Consider the following 21,641-nt stretch of genomic DNA (forward strand, 5'->3'; position numbering starts at 1 on the left):
AACCTGACTCTACGCCAGCCGTCCTACCGGAACGGCACGAGGCCGACTATATGATTATCAGAGCCGTTGGGCCGGAACACGGACGAAGCGACCAGGATGGCCGAAGCGGCCGGCAGCGGCGGCGTGCGTACCGCGATCGGACTCCAGGGGCGTATGAGTCCTGCGGTGCGTCGTGCAGCCGAGGTCGTGAAGAGTGGGGCGATCGGGCGGCCGCTCGCGGCCAGCATCTATTGTCCGATTTCTGCTTTTGGTCCGCGCGTGCCATCCACGCAATCGTGGAGCTTGGATCCCGCCAACGGCACGACTTTGGTCAGCGTCGCCGGCGGGCATACGCTCGATATGGCGATCAGCGTGCTAGGCAGCATCGACCAACTGGCTGCACTGCCAACCATCATGTTCAAAGAGGTTCAGCTCGATAATCCTGCTGGGACTGCTACACGCTGCACTGCGGATCATCTGCTGATTCACGCGCGGCTCGTGAGCGGGTGCGCGCTGAACGTCGAGCTCGCAGGAAGTCGTGCCCCGGGTAGCGCGTTCCAGTTCAGGATCGTGGGGACCGAAGGTGAACTTGTCATGGGCGGCAACCACCCGGTCGGGCTGCAGGCGAGCGATCTCACGCTGAGCGGGTCCGTGCCGTTTGAGCAGCCAGCGCGGCAGGGCGCACCGGGCCTCGAGGGTCCCGCAATCAATGTCGCCGAATTGTATGCCAGCTTTGCGCACGACCTGACAGGTGGCGCGAACATGACACCCAACTTCGACCACGCTGTGCGGATTCATCGCTTGATTGATCTGGTCGATCGTGCGGGGGCGACAGGCGGGCGGCAGACGCCGCGACGCTGAGAGGCGGCGCAGGTCGGAAAGGTGTGTCGAAGTCGATGTAACCGTCGCGGTGACTCGCCTCTTGTTCACACATCGTAAGCGGGACTGCCTGGCGGGCTGTTGAAAGTGCCGCGTCCTGACGGTCGGGACGCGCACGCGTAAAGAGCGATGTGCCGTCTCCGTGTCAGAGGTTGCAAAGGAAATTCGACTTGATGTGTCCTTCCGGAAAAGGGGCTATCCCGCCAACCGCTAGCGGTGCGCGCATCGCGAAGCAGAGGGTCGTGGCCCGTATCGCTCAATGGAATCTTCATCAAGCCGTCCTTCATGGCAGCACAACGATCTTCCCGCCGGCTCTGTTTTCGTCCATGCACCGATGGGCTTCTACGATATCCGCGAGTCGAATTACCTTAGCGACCGGGATACGGAACGTTCCTGACGTTACCTGATCCAGCAGTTCATTGTATGGAGTCACCATGAATTCCCCGACCCCGCCATCGTGGATCGTAAGCCGCACGGTGCTCGGTATCACTTCCATTGGGCCGAAGTTTTCAAACGCCCATTGATTGCCGACGATGCCGGTCATGCACACGACGCCGCCTGGCTTGGCGCAGCGCAACGAATCCTTCAAGGTCGTGGTTCCGAGGAGTTCCAGCACCTTGTCGACGCCGCCAGGCGAGACTTCGCCGATTTCCGGCGTGACCGTGCCCGCATCAATGACGGCAGCGCCCATATGATGGTGCGTGCGGACGACCGCGGTATCGCCATAAACGTTGATCGCGTCATAGGAGAAAACGGTGGAGAAACTGGCATACCTGAAGAGTGCGTTGTAGCCAGCGATCCTCTGATCACGCGTCGAGTAGGTGCGCTTGTTGTTCCATCATTGGTTTTGCGTGCTAACGCAATGGCCTCGCGAGGGTCGATGATCGACTGCGCGCCGGGAGACTTGAGCGAGAGGATCGCAATGTCGATTCCGTTGCGGTCCACTTCCTCGAGACGGCGGTCGACGTCGAGCAAACGCGACTCGACATCGTCCATATAGGCCTTACCGTTTCGGGCGGCTTCCGAGGCGGCGTCCCAAAGTCCGTTATTCAGCGGCGTGCTCAGATGCTCCTCCAGAACGATCTTCCCTTTCATGACACGCTCCTTTGAAACGGGTTTGATCTGAGCTCGTTCGCTGCATGTTGGGAACGTTATAGTAGCCGGGATTTTCCGGTAGCCGACAAAGCGAGAAATCGTTTTCCATTTCCGGGAAGATCGGTGCGCCATTGCGCGACGCATCCGCCGCCAGGCCGCCGGCTGGCGCGCCTCCTTGTCGCTTTTCCGGAATGCAGCGCACAATGGTCTTTCCAGTGATGGAAAAGCGATGGCGAACCTGAACGCGCTGGTGATTTTCGCAAGGGTGGTCGAGTCGGGCAGCCTTTCCGGGGCGGCTCGCCGGCTCGGCATGCCGGTTTCCACAGTCAGCCGGCGTATCGCGGAGTTCGAGCAGGCGCTGGGCGTGCGCCTCCTCGAACGCTCCACGCGTAGCCTCGCCCTCACAGAGCTCGGGAGGGAGGTATACGAGCACGCCGTGCGCAGTGTCGAACTGGGTGAGGCGATCGAGTGTGTCGTTTCCAATCACCTCTCGGACATGTCCGGGGTCTTGCGTCTTTCGGCGCCGCCGAGCATTTCGGATACCTTGCTGACACCGCTCGTGCTCGAATTCCAGAAGCACTATCCGAACGTGCGTTTCCAGGTGCTCGTCACCGAGCGCTACGTGGAACACATCGCGGATGGCGTCGACCTCGTGTTCCGTTTCGGCACATTACGCGACTCGTCGCTGGTCGCAAGGCGCCTCCTGGCTTATCGGCATCGACTGGCGGCGACCCCTGCCTACCTCGAGCGTTGCGGAGTGCCCAGCAAGCCGCGGGATCTGCTCGAGCACCGGCTGCTCGCGTTCTCACACTGGAAGCCGGATTGCAGCTGGTATTTCGTTCACGAGACGAGCCGCGAAAAGCAGGCGCTCACGTTTCAGCCCTTCTTCGCGATGAACGATTTTGCCGGCCTCGCGCCGATGCTGTTGTCCAGTTGCGGCATTGGTGAACTGTCTCCAGTGGTTCGGCCCGATCTGATCCGCGAGGGCAGGCTCGTCGAGGTGATGCCCCATTGGCACCTCCAGACCTTCGATCTTTCGCTCCTGTACCTGGGCAACCGGCACATTTCGAAGCCGTGCAGGCTATTCAAGGAATTTGCCATTCAAATGGCGCCGGTATTGTTTCCGGATCTCCCGGAGTAAAACGCTTGGGCAAGCTAACGTATGATGAATGGATTGAAATTGGTTCCGTAGTCGTAGTGATCGAGGTTTTCCGCTTGCTTCAACAGACGGACCACCCGGTATGAGACTGGCAGCATGGCGATTTCGACGAGCACCTTGATTGCCCACCCGACGGCTATAGCTCGAATAAGAAGGTCGCCGGGCAGCACGCCGCGCAACGCGATGCCGTAGAAAAGCGCAGTATTGACGCCCTCGCCGACAAGGGTCGAGCAAGCGAAGCGCGCCCACAGCCGCTTGCCCCGATCCCAGATTTTCATTTTCGCCAGCACGTACGAGTTGGATATGTCGCCGGCGAAGAAGGCCAGCAACCCAGCGAGCGAGACCTTCACGCCGGGCGAAAAGATATGCCGGAACGCCGGGTCGTAGGCGAAGAAGCTCGCCGCCGGCACCAGCAGTTGGGCCTTGGCAATTCCGGATCCAGCGATCGAGCAGAACATCGAAATCCAGATGACGCGCCGGGATTGCGCGTAGCCGTAAACCTCGGTCAGCACGTCGCCGATCAGATAGGAAAACGGAAAATAGAAAACCGTGACGGACACACCCACGCCGAAAATGGCAATGATCCTCGAGCCGGTGAAATCCGACACGAGCAGGAAGGTCACGTTGAGCGCCAGGAGCACACCCAGGTATCGAGGCGCTGCATCGGCAGGTTGCATCGGGACACCCCGTTCTATTCGTTAGACAACGTGCCGATTGCGCGTGGAGCGCCTCATTTTCGCGGTTCAGACCGGCAGCGACGCAAAGAGGCCAGGCACCATCTGCGAGGCGAAGTCCCTGAAGATGCGGACCTGCCGCGGCAGATACCGGTCGCGCAGGTTGGCGATCGTGAGGTCGAACACAGGCAGATGCCAGTCCGGCATGACCTCGACGAGCTGCCTGTCGCGCATGAGTTCCGGCTGAACGATGGGCGGCAACTCGCCGATACCGCAGCCTTCGAGCAGCGCCACGATCAGACCCGTGTAATCGTTCATCGCGACCACGGGCTGAAAGGAAACCGTTTCGGTATCCCGGCCGTTGACGTGAACGAAGCTCCAGCTATAGTCCGGTTTCCAGAAAGAGAACGCGAAGAGCCGGTGCTCGAGAAGATCTCTCGGCGTTTCGGGGTGGCGGCAGTTCGCCAGGTACTTCGGACTCGCGACCACCTGATGCCGGTAGGTCAGCAGCGTGCGCGCGGCGAGCGTTGCGTCGGTGCAGGTTCCGACCTTGAAGGCGATGTCGACGTCCTCGGCGATCTGGTCGACGATGCGTTCGGTGATAAAGGCCTTGACCCGTACGTTGGGGTAAGCCAGCTGAAAGGCGCCGACGACGGGAACGATCAGCGAGTCGGAGATGCTCGGCGGCGCACACAGCCGCAAGGTGCCGGACACCTCCGGGAGCCGGTTCGAAATGACATTGTCAACCGCTTCGCTGACCTCGCTGGCATGCCTCGCAAGTTCGAAGACCTCGGCACCAAAGTCCGTGAGCCTGAGGTGATGTGTCGAACGCTCGAGCAAGCGCACGCCTAGTTGATTCTCGAGTTCGGCGATACGGCGGCTCACGGAAGAAACCGGCATCTTGAGATGCTTGGCCGCCTCCGAAAAGCTGCTCGCCTCGACGACCTTCGAGAAAATCAGCAGGGAATTCAGATCCTTCATCACCGCTTCGCTCTATTCGGTCCTCACCGCGCGACGGCATACAGGTTACCGCCTCAAGGAGCCCGCAGCAAGGCGGCGAACCGCAGACGGCTTCGTTTGCGGCCCCGTCATTCAGATCACGACTTTCTCACCGTCCGGATTGCTTTGGAACGTCCAGCTTCCTCCGCTGCGGAACGATGCGCCCGTCGCGAACGTGTCCTCCATGAACTGGAGGTAGGTGCAACGGCCTTGCTCGACCTTTGCGAACACCGCGAACGGCGTCGTGACGACTTTGGACAAAACAGTCGATCGGTACGTGAACCGGCCAAACATGGCCGCGTATTCGCTGGAGCCGAACAGCGCCTCGGGTTCGAAGGATTGGGTCTCCCAGTATCTGCCGACGTCCAAGAAAGTCTTGACGATGCTCTCGGGGCCGCGAGACGTGCCGGCCCAAGGCATGATGCGCTTCAGGTCGGCGTTCTCGTAATTCAGCGAAACATAGGTCACGTCGGGCGTGACAAGCGATCGGACGTGGTCGATATCGGTGGGCTTCTCCAGTAACGAGGACAGCACTTCTGTCGGAGCGAGCATGGCGGTGACTCCCGGACAAGCGCCTGGTCTCAGGCACATGCTCAAGCATACAAAGACCATTGCTCGCGCGGGCTTTCCAAATCTGGAAATCCGATTTCCGAATTGTCCGCTAACGGTCAAACGAGCGGTTACCTACCATCCAGGACAACGCGCGGCACATGGATGCGTCTTTGGTTCCTCCGGAGATGGCGGCCAGCCAGCAGGGAGTGTGATATGGCTTCTCAGTTGCGAGCTCGGCATTGGATCGGCGGCGAGTGGGTGGATGCCCCGGACGTCGCCGAGAGCGTCGATCCGGCAAGTGGAGAGACGATCGGCACGTACACCGAAGCGACCGGCGCAATGGCAACCCGAGCGATCGCCGTCGCGCGCAAGGCCTTCAGCGATACCGACTGGCGCGAGAACCGTCGTCTTCGTGCAAAGGCGCTCAACGAAATGGCGGAGCGCTTCGAGGCACGGACCCGCGATCTGGTCGAGATCTTGATGCTCGAAAACGGAAAGGTCAGAGCCGAGGCCGAATTCGAAGTGACGATGGTGCCGTCCAAGCTGCGCTTCTACGCTGCCTTGGCCCTCACGGATTTCGGGCGCGCCGTGGAAACCGCGCCGGGACGCTACGCGACGACGCTGCGCGAACCGGCAGGCGTGGCAGGCATCATCGCACCGTGGAATTCGCCGGTCGTGCTCTTCATCCGTTCGCTGGCGCCGGCGCTTGCCGCAGGCTGCACGACTGTTGGCAAGCTTCCCGGCTTTACCGCGCAGACGAACACGCGGATGTGCGAGGTTTTCAGCGAAGTCGCCAGCCTGCCCGCGGGCGTCGTGAATGTCTTTACCGAAGCCCATAGCGCCGGTGCGCGGGTGCTGATCGATTCTCCGGATGTGCCGGTCATCAGTCTGACCGGCAGCTCGAAGACCGGACGCGCGATCATGGCGTCCTGCGCGGCGAACATGAAGCGCTTCGGCGGCGAACTCGGCGGCAAGACACCCATGCTGCTGTTCGAGGACGCCGATCTCGATGCGGCATTGCCCAAACTCGAGAAGGCACTGACCGTTTTCGCGGGGCAGTTCTGCATGACCGGTAGCCGGCTTCTCGTCCACCGTTCCATCCTGGATATCATGCGCGAGTACTTCGCCGCGCGGTTGGAAGCGGTCAAGGTCGGTCCGGCGGCGGATCCGTCGAGTGACATGGGACCGATGATCAATTTGGCGAACGTCGACCGCGTCGAGGGCATGGTCGAGGCCGCGATCGCGGCCGGCGCCGCCGTCGTCGTGCGAGGTGGTCCGTTCAGGGATGGACCGCTCGCGCGGGGTGCTTTCTATCGTCCGACACTTCTCGAGATCAACGATCAGGCGATGCCGATCGCACAGGAGGAGGTGTTCGGCCCGGTCCTCGTCATGCAGGCCTTCGACAGCGAAGACGAGGCGGTTGCCCTGGCGAACCAGTCGCAGTATGGGCTCGCGGCGTCGGTCTGGTCCACGGACGTGGACCGCCCGCAACGCATCGCGCGACAGTTGCAAGCCGGCACCGTCTGGATCAACAACTGGGCGATCGTCTACGACGAAACGGAAGAGGGCGGCTACAAGCAGAGTGGTCTCGGCCGGCTGAACGGCGTGTCCGCAATCGACGACTTCGTCGAGTATCGCACGGTCATTCACGAGATCGCTCTGGGTGCAACGCATCGGTGACGGCCTCTTTCGCCTGTACCACTTTGCCATGCGCCGCACTACGCACGCTTGCCGCTTGGGTCGTACCCGTCGCCCACATTGGGAACGGAAAGGAGATCACCCGTCATGCACACCGCAATCATTGGCCTTGGGAACATTGGCTCCCGGTTGGCGAGAAATCTGATCAATGGCGGTGAGAGGATTATCGTCGCGGCAAAGACACTGGAGACGGCGCAGAAGATGGCTCGCGAACTGGGCAGCCGTGCCGAAGCCATGACGGTCGAGGAGGCAATCGCGAAGGCGGACGTTGTCATCCTTGCAATTTACTTCGACGCAATCAAGCAATTGCTGGCCACGCATCGCGACGCGCTTGCCGGAAAGATCATCGTCGATCCTTCGAACCCCATCGCCCCCGATGGAAAGGGTGGCTTCAGGAAAACGATTCCGGCGGAGCAATCGTCCGGGCAACTCATTTCTGAGCTTGTGCCGGATCGGGCGCGACTCGTGAAAGCGTTCGGCACGCTGGGTGCCGAATCGCTCGAGGCGGCTGCGAACCGGTCGCCGGAGCGGGCGGTACTGTTCTATGCGGCCGATGATCCGGAGGCCGGGGAGATCGTCGCAAGACTCATTGCTGCGAGTGGATTCTCACCCGTGAGCGTGGGCCGCATCGACCAGTCATTGCGGATCGAGGTCGGCGGCGATCTGCATGAATTCGGCGAGCTCGGGAAGCTGGTCTCGGCCAAAGAGGCCGAGTCGCTCGTCTGAGCAGGCCGCACACGTCGCACCCGATGGCAGGGGAGCATTGCATCATGAACATCGCAACGCGTCAGGTTTCCACGGTTACCGAATTGCGGGCGGCAGCCGACGACGACCATGTTCAGCAAATTGTCATTTCCGCACCGATTACCGACGTTCCGGGGCTGCGCCTGTCGCCTGGCCAGGCGTTGACCGGCATCGACGCACAAGCCGCCCTGCGCTTTGCACCCGGTAGCGATGGGTTGGAGCTAACGGCCGACAACGAGATCCACGGCCTGAGTCTTCTTGCCGACCCCGATCGGTGTGCGATTTTCAACGATACAGCGGTCGACGGACTCGGCCGGCTCGTACTGCGCAACCTGACGGTTGAAGGTGTTGTGCGACTGCTGGCGCGTGATCGGGTGCGTAGCGGCCACGTCGAGGCGCACGATATCGACGTCCGGGCTGCGGACGCGCGCGGCTGCGAGGAGCGGCCGAAGGGGTATGGCGTGGAAGTTATTCCCGGCGCATTCACGCTCTGGAATCAGCACGACGACCGCGCTGTGACCATCACGGCGGACCTCACTGGGCTGTCGGCGGGCCGCGCCGGCGCGCCGGTCCGCGGCAGCGGCATATTCGTCAGCGGTGCAGGGGATACGGGGGGCCGTGTCGTCGCCCATCGTCTGGAGACGGGCGCGGTCCACAGCGACGGCGCAATAGCACCTGGCACCGCGAATCGCATCACCGGCGGCGTGTTTGTCGTGTCGGGCGCTTTCGTCGCCAGCGTGCGCAATCAAGGCCCGGTCACGACGTACGGCCCGAACGACATGGTGCTCGACAACTGGGGCGCCGTCGACCGCTGGATTGCCGACGGGAAGGTCACGTCCCACGGGCCGAGCGCCATCGGCTTCGTCAACTTCGGCACCGTGGATCGGCTGGAACTCAACGCGTTGGTCGAAACGTTCGGCCAGGGGTCGCGTGGCTTCAATGTCTACGCCGGCACCGTGCGGTCGGCAGAATTCGAGCGTGTCGTCACGCATGCGGACGGCGCAGTGGGTATCCAGATCAGCCAGCGCGTCGGCGAGATCGTGGTACGTCGAGGTATTGAAACGTGGGGCGGCACGGGCGATTCGCTGGTCAAAGGGGTCGTTATCCGGCTTGCAGCGACGGCCCTCAGCATCAAGCCCGGGGGATCGGCGCAAAAGATCGCGATCGCCGGTGGGCTGATCACGCATGGCGGCAGCGTGAATCCCCTGGAGCTGCACGGTGCGATCGATACGCTTGAGATTGGCGGGGGATTGGTGGCCGCCGGCGGTGGATTCGAAGCGATCTAGAACCGAAGTCAATGCTACAGCGAGGGATCGCCATGGACCACATGAAAGAGGTTGTGCTGGCAACGAACTGTCGGTCGCGGCGAGCGTTCCTTCGGGCTGGCTCAACGTCGGCGCTCATGCTTGCATTGTCCGGCCAGGCAATGGGCGGGCACGAAAATGCCACAGCCGAAGCGCAACGATCCGCTTCGCCGCGCTCCGCCGGCCCGCTCCGATCGGCAGGCGCCCTTGAGTTCGGTCCCGGCAATGTTCTCTTCGTTGGCGATATCACGGGTGCGGCCGTCCATGCGTTCGTGCTCGGGGAATCGGATCTGACCTCACAATCCGATGTGGAGGTGGGCAATTTTCAGAATTTCGAGGGCCGCGACCTGGTCGTTGGGCTCGATCAGAAACTTGCCGCGCTCTTCGGAACGACCATCGGTCATATCGTCGTCAACGACATGGCGATCCATCAGCCGTCCAGGCAGATCTTCATCTCGGTCGCGCGCGGCAGGGGACCTGATGCCATACCTGCAATCGTGAAGGTCAATCACGGCAAGCTGGAGGTCCTCGAGCTCGACCGCATCGCGCACACGCAAGTCGCGATTCCGAACGAGCCGGACCGCAAGGCGATGCTCGAATTCGAACCGCAGCGGGTATATGCGATCACGGACGTCAAGTACTACAACGGCGAGGTCTTCGTGACCGGCATCTCGAATCAGAGGTTCGCTTCCACGCTGTACCGAATCCCGTACCCGTTCAACTCGCGCCAGGCGACCTGCACCGTCGAGATCTGGCATCCGACGCACGGCGAGTTCGAAACGCGCGCCCCCATCATTCGGCAACTGATCCGTGAGATGCAAGGCAAGCCCTACCTGTTTGCCGTATACGGTTGCACGCCGCTCGTCCGTTTTGATCTTGACGAATTGAAGGACGGCGCTCACGTGCGCGGGGATACGATCGGCGAGTTGGGCTATGGGGCCAATCCGCTGGACATGCTGATCTATACCGATCCTTTCGATCACAAGGAGTATCTGCTGGTCACCATCGACGTACGCAGTGCTTCACGCATCGAGGCTGCCGAACTGGCATCTGCGAAACCGGAGCCGACCGGCGGGCCGATCGATTTTGGACCGGGCGGCCTCGGACGCACGCAGCGCGATCTGCCGATTCGGGCGGAACATCTCGCGATCCTCGATCCAAACTGGGCCGTCGCCATCTGGCGGCACCCAAAGACGTCGTATCGACTGGACGTCGGCACCCTGATGGTCCCGTACTTCTTCGACCGCAGGTTGGGCATGGCGGAAATGAACTGGCCTGATGGTCCGGATCCTTTCCACTATCGGGACCATCGCAACGAGATTGACCACGCATAGCCGCTTGTCGGGCAGCCACGCGGGGGCATCGCGAAAAGAGATTGAGTGGGGGATTCAGGTGACGCTCCAGCCAACATTGCGGGTCGATTACGATAGGGGAGAGCACGGGACGGCCTGCGTTGACGTTCACAACCTCGATCCTGACTTTGCCGTATTGCTAGATGAACATCGAAAGTCGGACTGCCTGCTGCAGTCTGTGCTCCGGGTGAATGTCATCGACCCGGATTTGAGGCGCTGTGACGATCTTCCGAATGTGCCTGGCGGCTATCAAATTCTGGCGGACGGGCTTCGATTCAGTCCGTGTTTTCCGTTCGAATCGGGCGTTCGCTATCGCGCGAGTTTTGATCCCCGGCCGCTCTCCCGCGCCGGGTACCAGGACGTGCTAACGCTCGAATTCTCGCTTGCGAACCCAGCCGCTGTTGAGCCGGCCTCCGTGATCGGTGTTTTTCCTTCGGCAGACGTGCTGCCGGAAAACCTGCTGCGCTTCTACATATGTTTCTCGAGATCGATGCAACGCGGTCGGGCGGAGGAACAGATCCGGCTCCTCGGTCCCGACGGACGGCCAACGCCCGACGTTCTTTATCGGCCTCCGCTCGAACTCTGGGACAGGAGCATGCGGTGCCTGACTGTCCTGCTGGATCCTGGCAGATTGAAGCGCTGGGTCGGCCCCAATCGCGAATTGGGCCCGCCGCTGAAAGCCGGGCAGCGGTACGTGCTGGCCATCGGTTCGGAGATGGTCGACGCGTGCGGTCGTATGTTACGCAATAGCTTCTACAAGCCGTTCTCGGTCGAGGCGGCGGTTCGCGAGCCCATTGCAGTCGCGCACTGGAAGATCCTGGCGCCTGTCGCGAAGAGCCGCCAACCTCTGGTGATCCTGTTTTCCACACCGCTGGATTGGGCGTTGCTCTCGCATGCGATTGCGGTTGCTCCGGAGGGCGGATCGGCGCTCGCGGGCCGAATCTCGATCGATCGGGGCGAGAGACGATGGAGCTTTGCGCCTGTGTCGCCCTGGGCCGCAGGGCGCTACTCCATTTGCGTTGCGTCGTATCTTGAAGATGTCTGCGGCAATCGCGTACTTGCGGCGTTTGACAGACCGCTTCGACCCGGAACTGATTTGACCGTCGAGACCGCAGACTGCTTGATCACATTCCGGGTCAGCGGACCACTTGACCCCGCTGCGTTTGCTAGGCCCCTTGCTCCACCCGGCACCTCTTCGATTCGCCGATTAAGTGTCAACCTGATTGAGGATGGCGCAAGAGCGTGAACGAAAGCGGGGTTGCCGTCGATTGACGCGCGTGTGGCGATTGGCCAGCGGTAAGACAGTCACTCGAACGTCGGTTCCGCATCGACTAACGGACGCTTGGCGGCGCAATCATCGCGATTGAGCTAACCGAGGAGTTTCGATGCCGTCCGAACGATGGCTTCGACGAATACTTTGACCATTGGATGGTTGCGCTCACCGCGGCGATAAGCAACGTAGATTTTGCGCCGAACCTCTGGCCTCAGTTTTACCCATGCTACGCCGGGCGGCGATCGTAACATCCTGAGTCCGGGGACGATTGACACCGAGCAGCCGGACGCCACCATCGCTTCGATCATCTCGGATCCGCGGCATTTGGCGTTGGTCCGAGGCTCGTAGCCGGCGCGGCGACACAAATCTGTGACGTAGCTGCCCAAGGGGCCCCCCCTCGATTCGATTGCCCAGGTTTCGTGCCTGAGATCGGCCAGGCTAAGCGATGGCTTTTTGCTCAGCGGATGGTCAGTTGAGACTGTCACGTACCAGATATCCTCGGCCAGTGGCACAACCGCGACGTTTTCCCGATTATCGCCCGCCACAATTGAAAGATCGTCAATCAACGCGACGTCCGTTCTCCAGGACCGAAGTGCCGCGACCCCGTCAATCGCCTCCAACTCTTCAATTGCGATTTCCAGGCGCGGAAACGTGAGCTGCAGCGCCTTGACCGTGTCGGGGAGTACAACCGAAGCGATCGACGGAAACGCAGCGACGCGCAGCTCGCCGGCTATCTCACGCCTAAGCTCTGCCATTTCCGAGCGAGCCTCGTCCAGCACAACCATAATCCGTTCTGCGTACTCCACCAGCGCGTGGCCGGCGGGAGTAAGCCTGACCCTGCGGCCGTCGCGCTCCGTAAGCTTGACGCCGGCCTCCTCTTCCAGTTGTGCGATCTGCTGTGACACCGCAGAGGGCGTCAGGGACAGAGCTTCAGCGGCGGCGGCCATGGTGCCACACCGCGCCAGCTCCAGGAGCGCCCGCAGTCGACCGACCTCCAAAGTACGTACCTCCCGAAAGAGCAGTTTGATTCAACAAAAATACTAATGTATTACTTGAAAAACGATAAGTATACGTAAGCATATTTGCCGCCTACGATTGAATCGTCGAACAGCGCCAAAGAGCAGCCGCAGGACACATCGGTAGCGCCGCGTCCGGCCAGCGTCACTTGTCAGCAACTTCTTGGAGATTATTATGTTTGCCTTCCTCTTCACATGGATTGGCGGCTGGTTCGAGCGCGCCGAACAACGCCGCAATGATGAGTATCTTGCGGGCGCGCGAGACCTTGCCGAGCTCGAACGCCGCATGCGCGCGCTGGAAAGCTGCTGACCGCGGCAGGGCTTCGGCGATCAATGGAACAAACAGTACGCGCATCAATCCTTGTGGTCACCGACGATATCTCCCATTCGTCATAGCGACGACAAGGTCAAGGCACTCGTGTACGTCGCCGCTCTCGTTCCGGATAGCGCTCGACGGCCACCGACGCGGCGCGCTGCAATCATACTTTTGAGGTCAGCCGAACGTGAACGCGTACGCCTGCACACCGGGGTCGAGGAACGTGATTTCAATGGTGTGTTCACCGATTCCATTGGCCAGCCGCACGAGTTGGTAGAGGCGCTGTTCGTTCACCATGCCGTTTCCGCCTGCGTCGATGTCCATGCCACGGTCGGCGCCGGGTGCCTTGCCGTCGATCAGCACGCGAAAACGCACAGGCTTGCCGTTGTGACCGGGCCCCAGCACCAGATGCAGGTCACGGCCATGGAAGCGATAGACGATACGTCCATCGGCGCGCTCGAGCCGCGCATAGCCGTCGCCCACCGACCAGCGTCCGTCGAGCGCCCATTGGTTGGCCATCAGTGTGCCGGGCACGCGATATGTCCTGGGCTCATCGTGCGCCAGCTCGCCACCGGCGAAGTTCTCTGCGCGTGCATAGCCCACGTACGTTTCAGGCGAACGCGCGGCATCGCCTGAGGCTGCCGCCTGTGCGCCCTGGGCGTCTGGCTGGACGTAGCCGCCCGGCAAGTCCTTCTGGCCGGCATCGGCAAGCATCCTGCGGATCACGTCCTCGGTCTCCTTGTAGCCGCCTTCCCCAAAATGGTGGTGACGGATATGCCCCTGCGGGTCGATGAAGTAGTGCGCGGGCCAGTATTCGTTGCCGAACGCCTTCCAGATGACGTAGTCGTTGTCGAGTGCGACCGGGTAGTCAACGCCCAAGTCCTTCACGGCTCGCGCGACGTTTTGCGGATCCTTCTCGAAGGCGAACTCGGGCGCGTGCACGCCGATCACCACGAGGCCGTGATCCTTGTATTTGTCGGCCCAGCCGCGCAAGTAGGGCAGCGCACGGATGCAATTGATGCACGAGTAGGTCCAGAAGTCGACCAGCACAACCTTGCCGCGCAGCGACTGTGCGGTGAGCGGCGGGCTGTTGAGCCACCACGTGGCGCCGGCGAGAGAGGGTAGCTCGCCTTCCACCGGCAGCGGGCCCGCGGCTCTGGCAGCGGCCTGCAAGGGGCCAACGAAACGTACCGCATCGATCAACTTCTGTTCGATTGCGCTGGTGCTTGCCAGCGACACCCGTGTCAGCAGGTGAGTATCGAGCCCGAGCGCAATGGCGGCCACCCCCGTGAGCACCAGCACGCCCAACGTGCGGCGCACCAGGTCGCCGGCGCCAAGCGAGCGCTTCATGGCGGCGAAGACGCGCCCACCAATCAGCAGGGCCAGCGCGAGCGACGTTGCTGCGCCGGCCGCGTAGGTGAGCAGCAGGAAGGTGGTATTGAGGCTGGCACCGTTCAAGGCTGCACCCGTGAGCAGCAGGCCCAGCACGGGGCCTGCGCAGGGCGCCCACAGCAGCCCGGTGGCCACGCCCAGGCCCGCCGCCGAGAGCACGGAATCGCTTTCGCCCCCACTGCGCTCGGTGAGCGTATTGCCGAGCGTCACGAACGGGTGGGTGATCCATTCGGCGACGCGATTCGAAAGCAGGGTCAGGCCGAGCACGGCAAGCACCGCGAGGGCCACGATGCGGCCATACTGATTCGCGTGGACGGCCCAGCCGCCGCCGAGAGCGGCCAGTGTGGCAACTGCGGCGAAGGTCAGCGCCATGCCGGCCAGCATGGGCAATCCATTGCGCGCAAACGGCCGGTCCGCACGCGCGAATACGAAAGGCAGCACGGGCAGGATGCAGGGGCTCAGAATGGTAAGTACCCCGCCCAGGTAAGCAAGGATCAGTAGCAGGAGCATGGGAGCGACTTCCGTGGTGGATTCATGGTGCGTTCGAGCGGCCTCGCGCCCGGGTCATGTCCCCGGTGTGCGCGAGGCTGCGGCCGGCGCGTCCTGGCGTCTACGCGGGTCTACTTTGCGGCAGCCTCGATGACTCGAGCGACCGCGTCCGGATGCGCGATATAGACAGCGTGTCCCGCGTTCACTTCGGTAACTCTCGCGCCCGAGCGTTGATACATCCAGCGCTGAAGCTGGGGGCTCACGACATGATCCTCGGTGGTCAGCACCGCGTAGCTGGGCTTGCTTCGCCATGCCGCGACAGGCACAGGGGCTGCCACGGCTTTCTGCGCGAGTGGCTGCTGCGAGTCCGCCAGGAATTGCGCTTCTGAAGGCGGGAGATCCTGCGCATAGGTCTCGCGGAATTTCGCCGGCGGGATAGAGAGGTATTTGTCCGGCGAGGCGCGCATGGCATCGTTTGGCGCGGCAAACTTCTGCAACAGCTGGCCGCTGGCTTCGCCCTTGTCGGGTTGGAGGGCGGCTACATAGACAAGTGCGCTCACCTTCGGGTCGGCGCCGGCATCCGTGATCACGGTACCGCCATAGCTGTGGCCGACCAGCACGACAGGGCCCTGCTGCTGATCGATGACGCGTTTGGTTGCGTCGACGTCCTCGTCGAGGCTGGTAAGCGGCTCCTGCACGATACTCACGTGGTAGCCGTCCTTCGACAGGATGTCGTAGACGCCGCGCCAGCCCGAGCCGTCCACGAGCGCGCCGTGAACAATGACGATATCTTTTGCCGCCGCTCCAGCCGCGGCGTGAGCCACCGTGCTACCCAAGGCAGCCAGGGCGGCACCAAGAATAATCTTTCGCAGTACAAACATTTTAATCTCCACAATTACTTGCGCTTACTCATGTACAGGGGTGTCAGGCCAGTGCGTTCTTCATGGCCAGCACGTCGAACGGCTCGACCGCTGGCGGGCGTGCCAGCATCTCGTCGACTCGCGCCATCAGGCTTTGAGCCATGTTGCCGGCAAGGTGCGCCTGTCGATCTTCCTCGCTCGCAAAGGCGTCGAAGACCCCGAACGTATTCGGCGACAGCCGCAGGGCGAACCAGATCGGCGTTGTTGCCTCCTGATTCGTCATTTCCAGGCCGCCAGCGAGAAAGTCCGCTACCGCCTGCTCCTTTCCGGGCTTGGCTTCAAGTCTGACAAATAAAGCGTGCTTGATCATCTGCGTTCTCCAGTGTCCGCGTGAGGGGCCACGCGATGAGCGCACTTTACAAACGCGGCGTGTTGGAGAACACTGTCTCAATCGACAATTTTGATATCGATCCTGCCATGCGGATTTTTGTTCTCGCCCTGGAGGGCGTGTTCGATACCGGCCTCGCTACGGTGCTCGATGCCTTGACGACAGCCAACGAGCTCGCCCGCGCGACGGGGATGGCCATACCGGATTTCGAAATCACTGTGGCCGGGATGCGCCCAGAAGTGCGCACCGCGCTCGGGCTGCAGGTTCCCGTCTGCGATGTGACAGACGCGCCTGTCCCGGATTGGGTCGTCGTACCGGCGCTCAACCGGACGACGACGGACCTGCTCGTGCCGTCGCTCGGACGTGCCGACGTGATTGATGCGCTAGATGCATTACGCTCGTGGCACGGTGGGGGCGCCCAGATTGGAGCCGCCTGCACGGGCACCTTCGTACTGGCCGAAAGTGGCTTGCTCAACGGGCACGAAGCCACGACCACCTGGTGGCTCTCGCCGGTGTTCCGTCAGCGTTATCCCAAGGTGCAGTTGGACGCGCATCGCATTGTCGTGCCCAGCGGCAGCACGGTGACGGCGGGGGCGGCTCTCAGCCATCTGGACCTTGCGCTCTGGCTGATCCGCAACAGCAGTCCCGAGCTTGCGGCGCTTGTGGCCAGGTACCTCGTATTCGATTCGCGGCCGTCGCAATCCACCTTTGCGATCTCCGATCACCTCTCCCATTCAGACCCGATCGTCCAACGTTTCGACCGCTGGGTGCGCGAACACCTCGACACGGCAATCGCACTCGACGACGCTGCGGACGCCCTGGCGACGAGCAAGCGGACCTTGACGCGACGTTTGAACGAAGTGCTCGGTAAAACGCCTGTCGAATACATCCAGGATCTGCGGATCGAGCGCGCCGTTCATCTGCTGAAAACGAGCAAGGACAGCGTGGAGCGCATCGCCGGGCAGGTCGGCTACGCGGACGGCGTCACGTTGCGCACGCTACTGCGACGCCGGCTAGGTAAGGGGGTCCGTGAGTTGCGGGCTTCGTGAGTCTATTCGACTATTGGCGTATGGCGGTGGCAGCGCTCAAGCGGTCCCACTGGAGAATTTGTCAGTTGAAGCGAGGGGCTCCGGAATGGGCTCGACCGCACGGACGTGCTGCCCTGTCAAAGCCGTTTTCAGATGTCCGTGAGCGAAGTGGCCGGCTGCGACTACTGTGTCGCTGCGCACACGCTGGCGGGCAAGGCCGCGGGCTTCACGCCCGAAGGGATGAAGCAGATTCGTGCGGGTGACGCAACCGGCGACGCGAAGCGCGACGCGCTGGTGCATTGCGTCGCGTGCTGGTGCGTACGCACGGCACGGTGGCCGAAGCCGAGGTGAATGCGATTCGCGAGGCAGGCTCCACGGAACGCCAGATCGTGGAGATCGCACTCGCCATCACGTCGATCACGTTCACGAATCTCGTGAACCGCGTGAACGATACGACGCTCGATTTCCCGGCCGTGGCCTGACTGTGTAGCGATGTAGCGCTCACCTGCGTGTCGGCTCTGGGTCGCTTCACCGACCTTGGCGCGCTGGTGCAGCAATGCACGGGCGGCCGTGTCGGGCGCGAGGGCAGCGACGCGATCAATTATGTCGTGGTCAGTGTCGAGTGTTGTGGTCGACTCCTGAAAACTCTAGAGCGTACTTTGCATAATTGGTCCAGCATGAACGAGCATGAGCATGGCGAAGACGACAAAGTGCAGACCGGCCAAGGTTTCGGGCAAGCGTTCGTAGTCGCGCGCCAGACGCCTGAAGCGATTGAGCCAGCCGAAGCTGCGCTCGACCACCCAGCGGCAGGGCAACAGCACGAAACCTTTCTTCGCTTCGGGCAACTTGATGACATGCAGCTCAATACCTTCCTCACGCGCGCCCTGCGCAGCGGTGTCGCCCGTATAGCCCTGGTCAGCGAACGCAAGTTTTACCGTCTGACCGGTGCATGCTGAACCTGTTGCGCGAGCTCAACCACCTGCGCACGCTCTTGCTCGTTGGCCGGCGTGATGTGAACAGCGAGCAAGAGGCCCAGTGTGTCAACTGCCATATGAACCTTGCTACATCGTTTGCGCTTATGCCCGTCGTAACCCGCACGCGGGCCGCTTTCGCACGTGGACTGCAGCGTGCGTCCATCCAGAATGACCGCGCTGGGCTGTCCCTGACGCTGTTGAGCCACGCGCAGCACCGAACGCAAATCACTGACCATCGCCTCGAAGCAACCAGCGTTGTGTTTGCTGGTACACCAGTTCCCGCGGCGGAAAGTTTGTCGGGAGCATGCGCCAGGAGGCTCCGGCTCGCGCCATCCAGCGCAGCGCGTTGAACATCTCGCGGAGTTCGTATCGGCGCTGTGGCGCATCCTCGCTCATCAAGGTCAGGTACGGAGCGGCGAAACTCCATTCCTCATCCGAGACATCTGTCGGGTAGGGCTTGCGTTCTTTCATGCCGCCAGGTTACTAGGTCCGGCTCAAAGTGCCTAACACGCTAGCTTTCACTGGAGGCATTCGAGCCAGGCGCCAACGAAATCTGGTCGATCCGGATAATGAGGCATAGGGACTTTCACATCGCGTCCAGCATTGAACAGGCGAACGTACGAAGTAACATGCCTCCACGTACCTCGCGGCGCCGGATACCGGGAACACGTTCCACATTTTCGAACGACTCCGTCGAAAACGGTGTACGTCAATCGAAGTCTTTCTGTGCACTATTTGGCGCATGGTAGAGACACGAACTCAGTGAACGGGGCAAGCGCGCCCGCTTCCGGTGCCCTGTTCTCTTCTTCGCCCGACGCTGTAATTGCCTTCACTCACACCGCAATTCTGAGGACGCTTCCGACCCTCAAGGAAATGCTTCGTGCTTCGAAAATTCAAGCAGTACAAAACGATGTCCAGTTATTCGGTTACACGTATTTCATCGCGTTGGTTGTGTTCTGCCTTAGCTTCAGTACTTGCCACGTTCGCCTGCTGCGCGTCGGCGGGACCGGTGAGATCCGTCGGGACGATGACGTTTATCGACGCCCAGACGCTCGTGGTTGCCGACTGGCGCGGTGACGAGCTGCAGGCGCTGCATTTCCCGCCGGTAGCCAGCGCAGCGCCGCAGGCGTTCAACCTTAAAAACGTCTCCGCGCCCATTGCCGATGCATTGCATACGACCCCGGACACGCTACGCTTCAAGAGCATGGCGTTTCGCCCTGGCGCTGAGTTGGCCTACATTGGCATTTCGGTTGAACGCAGCGGCGCTGCGCCGATTCCCGCCCTGGTTGCGGTCGACTCTGCAGGCAACGTGAGCGTTGTCGATCTTGCGAAGGCGTCTCAAGCATCGGCGACTGTCAGGAATCCTCCGTTCTCTGGCAGGCGCCTGTGGCGCGATATCCCGGAGGCGAGCTTTACCGTGACCGACATGGTGTCTCGCGAAGGCAAGCTTTACGTGGCTGGCCTGTCGAGCGCCACCTTCGCTTCGACTCTGCGTGTCTACGATTTCCCTTTCACGGGCAATGCAGCGAGCGTCACCAGCGTCGAGATGTACCATGCGGTGCATAACCAGGTTGAAACGCGCGCCCCTATCCGCAAGATGGCGATCGTCGATTTAAACGGCGAGCCGACGCTGCTCGCTGCTTACACATGCACCCCGCTCGTCACGATTCCACTCAAGGATTTGAGGGACGGCGCGCACATCGTTGGAAAGACGATCGCCGAGCTGGGATGGGGTAGCAATCCGGTGGACATGGTGACGTTTGACGCAGGCCACGGGCCGATGGTCCTGCTGACCAACTCGCACAAGTCAGCGGACCTCATGTCAGTGTCGGCAATCGCGGAAGCGGCCGCCAAGCCAGGCATCAGTACTCCGGTCAATGTGCCGAATGCGCCGCTCGAAGGCCTCAAGTCTACCTATATTCCCATCTCCGGTGTGGCGGAGCTGAAGTTGCAAGATTCACAGTTCCTCGGCGCGCTGCGTCGCAACCTGGAATCGGGCGTGATGGAGTTGGTATCGTTCCGGGTAGGCGCGTTCTTGCGCCTTAGCGACTTTGTCAACGAGTACGACTTTGACGACTACCGGTACCGTGATGGGCTCACGGCTTCCGAGACGCGGTGGCTCGAAAATCCATCGAGACGGCTGCGGAGGACTCGCGTCGAACGCTGTGACGTGCCAGGTCTTGCGGATCGGCTGCGCGAGCGCCGGGTCGTCGACGACCAGCGTGACCGTCGAACCCCGGTGCAGCGCACGTCCAAGCGCGAGATTCGCACCGACGCCGGACTTCACTCGAGCAGGATCCATCAGAATGGTGACCTGTCGTCCATCGTCCGCGGGCAATGGCAAGTCGAGAAAAGCGTTGGCGATCTCGCGGCCATTAGCGTCGAACAGCTTGACGTGGCTAATGTCGAGAGGGCTGTGCAAAGGCTCCGAGAAACGCAGTTCGATTCGCAACAGGTTTTCCGGCACCGAAGAACCCGAAGGATAGGCAACCCCGGATGGCTTCGCCGCAAAACTCGAGGCGGCCGCACCCAACGTCATCAGTGTCACCAACGCACGCAGCAGCTTGTTCATTTGGCACGCGCAGCGAGGTCCGGATAGCCTTCGTCCGTTCGCAATATCCGATGCGCGCCGATTGCCGGATCCCCAGGGCGGTACACCTCGATGTTGCACTCAGTTTGTCGGCGGAGTCCCTGATTGCGATTCGTGGTCCGGATGGCGAGCGGTTTCCTGGCGAAGGCCGTCTAGAATTCGGCGAACCGGTGTGGCGCTTCGCCCCCACTCAGAGATGGCTCGCAGGCACGTATGCGCTCGTCACTCATCCGGATCTCGAGGACCCCGCTGGCAATCGGCCATGTGGGCCCCTCGAGGCGGTTGCCGCAAGCCATGTGCGCTGCGACCAGGGGGCCATGAGGGAGTTCCAGCCGCTAAGCGCGGTTGGCGCTGCGCCCGGAGTGCGATATCAACCTTAGTCAGCCGACATAGAGCAAGGCAAGGTCGATCTGGCTATCGGCTACTTTCCCGGCTGCAAAAACGATGACATTTTCGAGCGGACGATCAGTACGAGCTCATTCAGATGCATTGCCAATATTGAGCATCTGCTCCGGGGGCCGCCGCTCACGTTGGGTGAGCAGTCGAATGGCTTCGGAAGACCCTGTTGATCGAGTTGCGCAAACTCTTGCGGCCTTAGCTAAACGCCGCCAACGACAGGGTGTCTGGGCCGTCGAAGAATTGGAAGGCACCCTCGCGATGTCCACGCCATCCGTGGATGATGAACCGGTGCAGGTGTTCGTCGCCCCAGCCCATCGTGAGCTGCATCACCTGATGCAAATGCGCAATCATGATTTGCCCGGAAATCAACACTCGCCGCCAGACCGGCGGGCTGACGCCGCGCAGACTGATTCGCAACTGGAGAACGGCAGGATTGGAGTCCATTGAGGCACCGTAAGCACTTCCTTCACTCATCTTCGTC

General features: G+C 61.7%; 19 protein-coding genes and 2 pseudogenes. 11 read left to right on the forward strand and 10 right to left on the reverse strand.

The annotated features are described in order from the left end of the window. Positions 1–96: 96 nt before the first annotated feature. Positions 97–840 carry a Gfo/Idh/MocA family protein gene (locus tag EYW47_RS39860; protein WP_133200288.1) on the forward strand — a complete coding sequence of 248 codons (744 nt, stop codon included), beginning with the start codon at positions 97–99 and terminating at the stop codon, positions 838–840. Positions 841–1,141: 301 nt separating this feature from the next. On the opposite strand, the gene EYW47_RS39865 is transcribed toward EYW47_RS39860, so the two are convergent. Next, positions 1,142–1,549, reverse strand: coding sequence for a zinc-binding dehydrogenase (locus EYW47_RS39865; protein WP_133200289.1), 408 nt, complete (start codon positions 1,547–1,549; stop codon positions 1,142–1,144). A gap of 633 nt (positions 1,550–2,182) precedes the next feature. Between EYW47_RS39865 and EYW47_RS39875 the strand changes: the two genes are divergently transcribed. Next, positions 2,183–3,094: a LysR family transcriptional regulator gene (locus EYW47_RS39875; protein ID WP_133200290.1), complete on the forward strand. Its 912-nt coding sequence runs from the start codon at positions 2,183–2,185 to the stop codon at positions 3,092–3,094. Between the two features lie 14 nt (positions 3,095–3,108). Here EYW47_RS39875 and EYW47_RS39880 read toward each other — a convergent pair whose 3' ends face one another. The 3 genes from EYW47_RS39880 to EYW47_RS39890 all read right to left on the reverse strand — a co-directional run bounded on the left by EYW47_RS39880 (position 3,109) and on the right by EYW47_RS39890 (position 5,337). Continuing rightward, a complete protein-coding gene (locus EYW47_RS39880; protein ID WP_133200291.1) occupies positions 3,109–3,789 on the reverse strand; it encodes a queuosine precursor transporter in 681 nt (226 codons plus the stop codon). A 66-nt stretch (positions 3,790–3,855) separates the two neighbouring features. Further along, the gene (locus EYW47_RS39885) at positions 3,856–4,767 is read right to left on the reverse strand and encodes a LysR family transcriptional regulator (protein WP_133200292.1); all 912 of its coding nucleotides are present in this window, start codon (positions 4,765–4,767) and stop codon (positions 3,856–3,858) included. Positions 4,768–4,878: 111 nt separating this feature from the next. Continuing rightward, positions 4,879–5,337, reverse strand: coding sequence for a nuclear transport factor 2 family protein (locus tag EYW47_RS39890; protein ID WP_205710250.1), 459 nt, complete (start codon positions 5,335–5,337; stop codon positions 4,879–4,881). 213 nt (positions 5,338–5,550) lie between these two features. On the opposite strand from EYW47_RS39890, the gene EYW47_RS39895 reads away from it, so the two are divergent. From EYW47_RS39895 to EYW47_RS39915, 5 genes are all read left to right on the forward strand, one after another. Next, positions 5,551–7,017: an aldehyde dehydrogenase family protein gene (locus EYW47_RS39895; RefSeq protein ID WP_133200293.1), complete on the forward strand. Its 1,467-nt coding sequence runs from the start codon at positions 5,551–5,553 to the stop codon at positions 7,015–7,017. 105 nt (positions 7,018–7,122) lie between these two features. After that, entirely contained in the window at positions 7,123–7,761 is a 639-nt protein-coding gene (locus tag EYW47_RS39900) for an NADPH-dependent F420 reductase (protein WP_133200294.1), read from the forward strand. A 44-nt stretch (positions 7,762–7,805) separates the two neighbouring features. Further along, the gene (locus EYW47_RS39905) at positions 7,806–9,065 is read left to right on the forward strand and encodes a hypothetical protein (RefSeq protein ID WP_133200295.1); all 1,260 of its coding nucleotides are present in this window, start codon (positions 7,806–7,808) and stop codon (positions 9,063–9,065) included. A gap of 32 nt (positions 9,066–9,097) precedes the next feature. Further along, entirely contained in the window at positions 9,098–10,417 is a 1,320-nt protein-coding gene (locus EYW47_RS39910; protein WP_133200296.1) for a hypothetical protein, read from the forward strand. Continuing rightward, positions 10,404–11,681, forward strand: a complete 1,278-nt coding sequence (locus tag EYW47_RS39915; protein WP_133200297.1) for a hypothetical protein — start codon at positions 10,404–10,406, stop codon at positions 11,679–11,681. Before EYW47_RS39910 ends, EYW47_RS39915 begins: the two co-directional genes overlap by 14 nt. 122 nt (positions 11,682–11,803) lie before the next feature. On the opposite strand, the gene EYW47_RS39920 is transcribed toward EYW47_RS39915, so the two are convergent. Further along, positions 11,804–12,706: a LysR family transcriptional regulator gene (locus tag EYW47_RS39920; RefSeq protein WP_133200298.1), complete on the reverse strand. Its 903-nt coding sequence runs from the start codon at positions 12,704–12,706 to the stop codon at positions 11,804–11,806. Positions 12,707–12,899: 193 nt separating this feature from the next. Here EYW47_RS39920 and EYW47_RS39925 point away from each other — a divergent pair, with 193 nt between their 5' ends. Continuing rightward, positions 12,900–13,034 carry a DUF3563 family protein gene (locus EYW47_RS39925; RefSeq protein ID WP_133200299.1) on the forward strand — a complete coding sequence of 45 codons (135 nt, stop codon included), beginning with the start codon at positions 12,900–12,902 and terminating at the stop codon, positions 13,032–13,034. Between the two features lie 183 nt (positions 13,035–13,217). Here the strand turns inward: EYW47_RS39925 and EYW47_RS39930 are convergent, their stop codons facing one another. From EYW47_RS39930 to EYW47_RS39940, 3 genes are all read right to left on the reverse strand, one after another. After that, on the reverse strand, positions 13,218–14,942 hold the full coding sequence (locus tag EYW47_RS39930) for a cytochrome c biogenesis protein DipZ (RefSeq protein ID WP_133200300.1): 1,725 nt from the start codon (positions 14,940–14,942) through the stop codon (positions 13,218–13,220). 110 nt (positions 14,943–15,052) lie between these two features. After that, on the reverse strand, positions 15,053–15,814 hold the full coding sequence (locus EYW47_RS39935; protein ID WP_240764132.1) for an alpha/beta fold hydrolase: 762 nt from the start codon (positions 15,812–15,814) through the stop codon (positions 15,053–15,055). A gap of 31 nt (positions 15,815–15,845) precedes the next feature. Beyond that, positions 15,846–16,151, reverse strand: a complete 306-nt coding sequence (locus EYW47_RS39940) for a putative quinol monooxygenase (protein ID WP_133200301.1) — start codon at positions 16,149–16,151, stop codon at positions 15,846–15,848. A gap of 107 nt (positions 16,152–16,258) precedes the next feature. Here EYW47_RS39940 and EYW47_RS39945 point away from each other — a divergent pair, with 107 nt between their 5' ends. After that, positions 16,259–17,218 (forward strand): GlxA family transcriptional regulator, encoded by a 960-nt coding sequence (locus tag EYW47_RS39945; protein ID WP_133200305.1) that lies wholly within the window; start codon positions 16,259–16,261, stop codon positions 17,216–17,218. A gap of 129 nt (positions 17,219–17,347) precedes the next feature. Next, positions 17,348–17,679, forward strand: a pseudogene (locus EYW47_RS39950) (carboxymuconolactone decarboxylase family protein); the annotation flags it as partial. Positions 17,680–17,844: 165 nt separating this feature from the next. Here EYW47_RS39950 and EYW47_RS39955 read toward each other — a convergent pair. After that, positions 17,845–18,642: pseudogene (locus EYW47_RS39955) on the reverse strand (IS5 family transposase). Positions 18,643–19,051: 409 nt separating this feature from the next. On the opposite strand from EYW47_RS39955, the gene EYW47_RS39960 reads away from it, so the two are divergent. Next, positions 19,052–20,770 carry a hypothetical protein gene (locus EYW47_RS39960; protein ID WP_133200302.1) on the forward strand — a complete coding sequence of 573 codons (1,719 nt, stop codon included), beginning with the start codon at positions 19,052–19,054 and terminating at the stop codon, positions 20,768–20,770. 585 nt (positions 20,771–21,355) lie between these two features. Here the strand turns inward: EYW47_RS39960 and EYW47_RS39965 are convergent. After that, positions 21,356–21,641 (reverse strand): plasmid pRiA4b ORF-3 family protein (locus EYW47_RS39965; protein ID WP_240764133.1); only part of this gene is annotated, 286 nt, incomplete at its 5' end.

The sequence above is a fragment of the Paraburkholderia silviterrae genome, assembly GCF_004353915.1.
In the GTDB taxonomy this organism is placed as follows: domain Bacteria; phylum Pseudomonadota; class Gammaproteobacteria; order Burkholderiales; family Burkholderiaceae; genus Paraburkholderia; species Paraburkholderia silviterrae.

Excerpts from the sequence above, each read along its gene's own strand:
- EYW47_RS39860 (WP_133200288.1), top strand. The coding sequence starts at position 97 with ATGGCCGAAGCGGCCGGCAGCGGCGGCGTGCGTACCGCGATCGGACTC.
- EYW47_RS39865 (WP_133200289.1), bottom strand. The coding sequence starts at position 1,549 with ATGGGCGCTGCCGTCATTGATGCGGGCACGGTCACGCCGGAAATCGGC.
- EYW47_RS39875 (WP_133200290.1), top strand. The coding sequence starts at position 2,183 with ATGGCGAACCTGAACGCGCTGGTGATTTTCGCAAGGGTGGTCGAGTCG.
- EYW47_RS39880 (WP_133200291.1), bottom strand. The coding sequence starts at position 3,789 with ATGCAACCTGCCGATGCAGCGCCTCGATACCTGGGTGTGCTCCTGGCG.
- EYW47_RS39885 (WP_133200292.1), bottom strand. The coding sequence starts at position 4,767 with ATGAAGGATCTGAATTCCCTGCTGATTTTCTCGAAGGTCGTCGAGGCG.
- EYW47_RS39890 (WP_205710250.1), bottom strand. The coding sequence starts at position 5,337 with ATGCTCGCTCCGACAGAAGTGCTGTCCTCGTTACTGGAGAAGCCCACC.
- EYW47_RS39895 (WP_133200293.1), top strand. The coding sequence starts at position 5,551 with ATGGCTTCTCAGTTGCGAGCTCGGCATTGGATCGGCGGCGAGTGGGTG.
- EYW47_RS39900 (WP_133200294.1), top strand. The coding sequence starts at position 7,123 with ATGCACACCGCAATCATTGGCCTTGGGAACATTGGCTCCCGGTTGGCG.
- EYW47_RS39905 (WP_133200295.1), top strand. The coding sequence starts at position 7,806 with ATGAACATCGCAACGCGTCAGGTTTCCACGGTTACCGAATTGCGGGCG.
- EYW47_RS39910 (WP_133200296.1), top strand. The coding sequence starts at position 9,098 with ATGGACCACATGAAAGAGGTTGTGCTGGCAACGAACTGTCGGTCGCGG.
- EYW47_RS39925 (WP_133200299.1), top strand. The coding sequence starts at position 12,900 with ATGTTTGCCTTCCTCTTCACATGGATTGGCGGCTGGTTCGAGCGCGCC.
- EYW47_RS39930 (WP_133200300.1), bottom strand. The coding sequence starts at position 14,942 with ATGCTCCTGCTACTGATCCTTGCTTACCTGGGCGGGGTACTTACCATT.
- EYW47_RS39940 (WP_133200301.1), bottom strand. The coding sequence starts at position 16,151 with ATGATCAAGCACGCTTTATTTGTCAGACTTGAAGCCAAGCCCGGAAAG.
- EYW47_RS39945 (WP_133200305.1), top strand. The coding sequence starts at position 16,259 with ATGCGGATTTTTGTTCTCGCCCTGGAGGGCGTGTTCGATACCGGCCTC.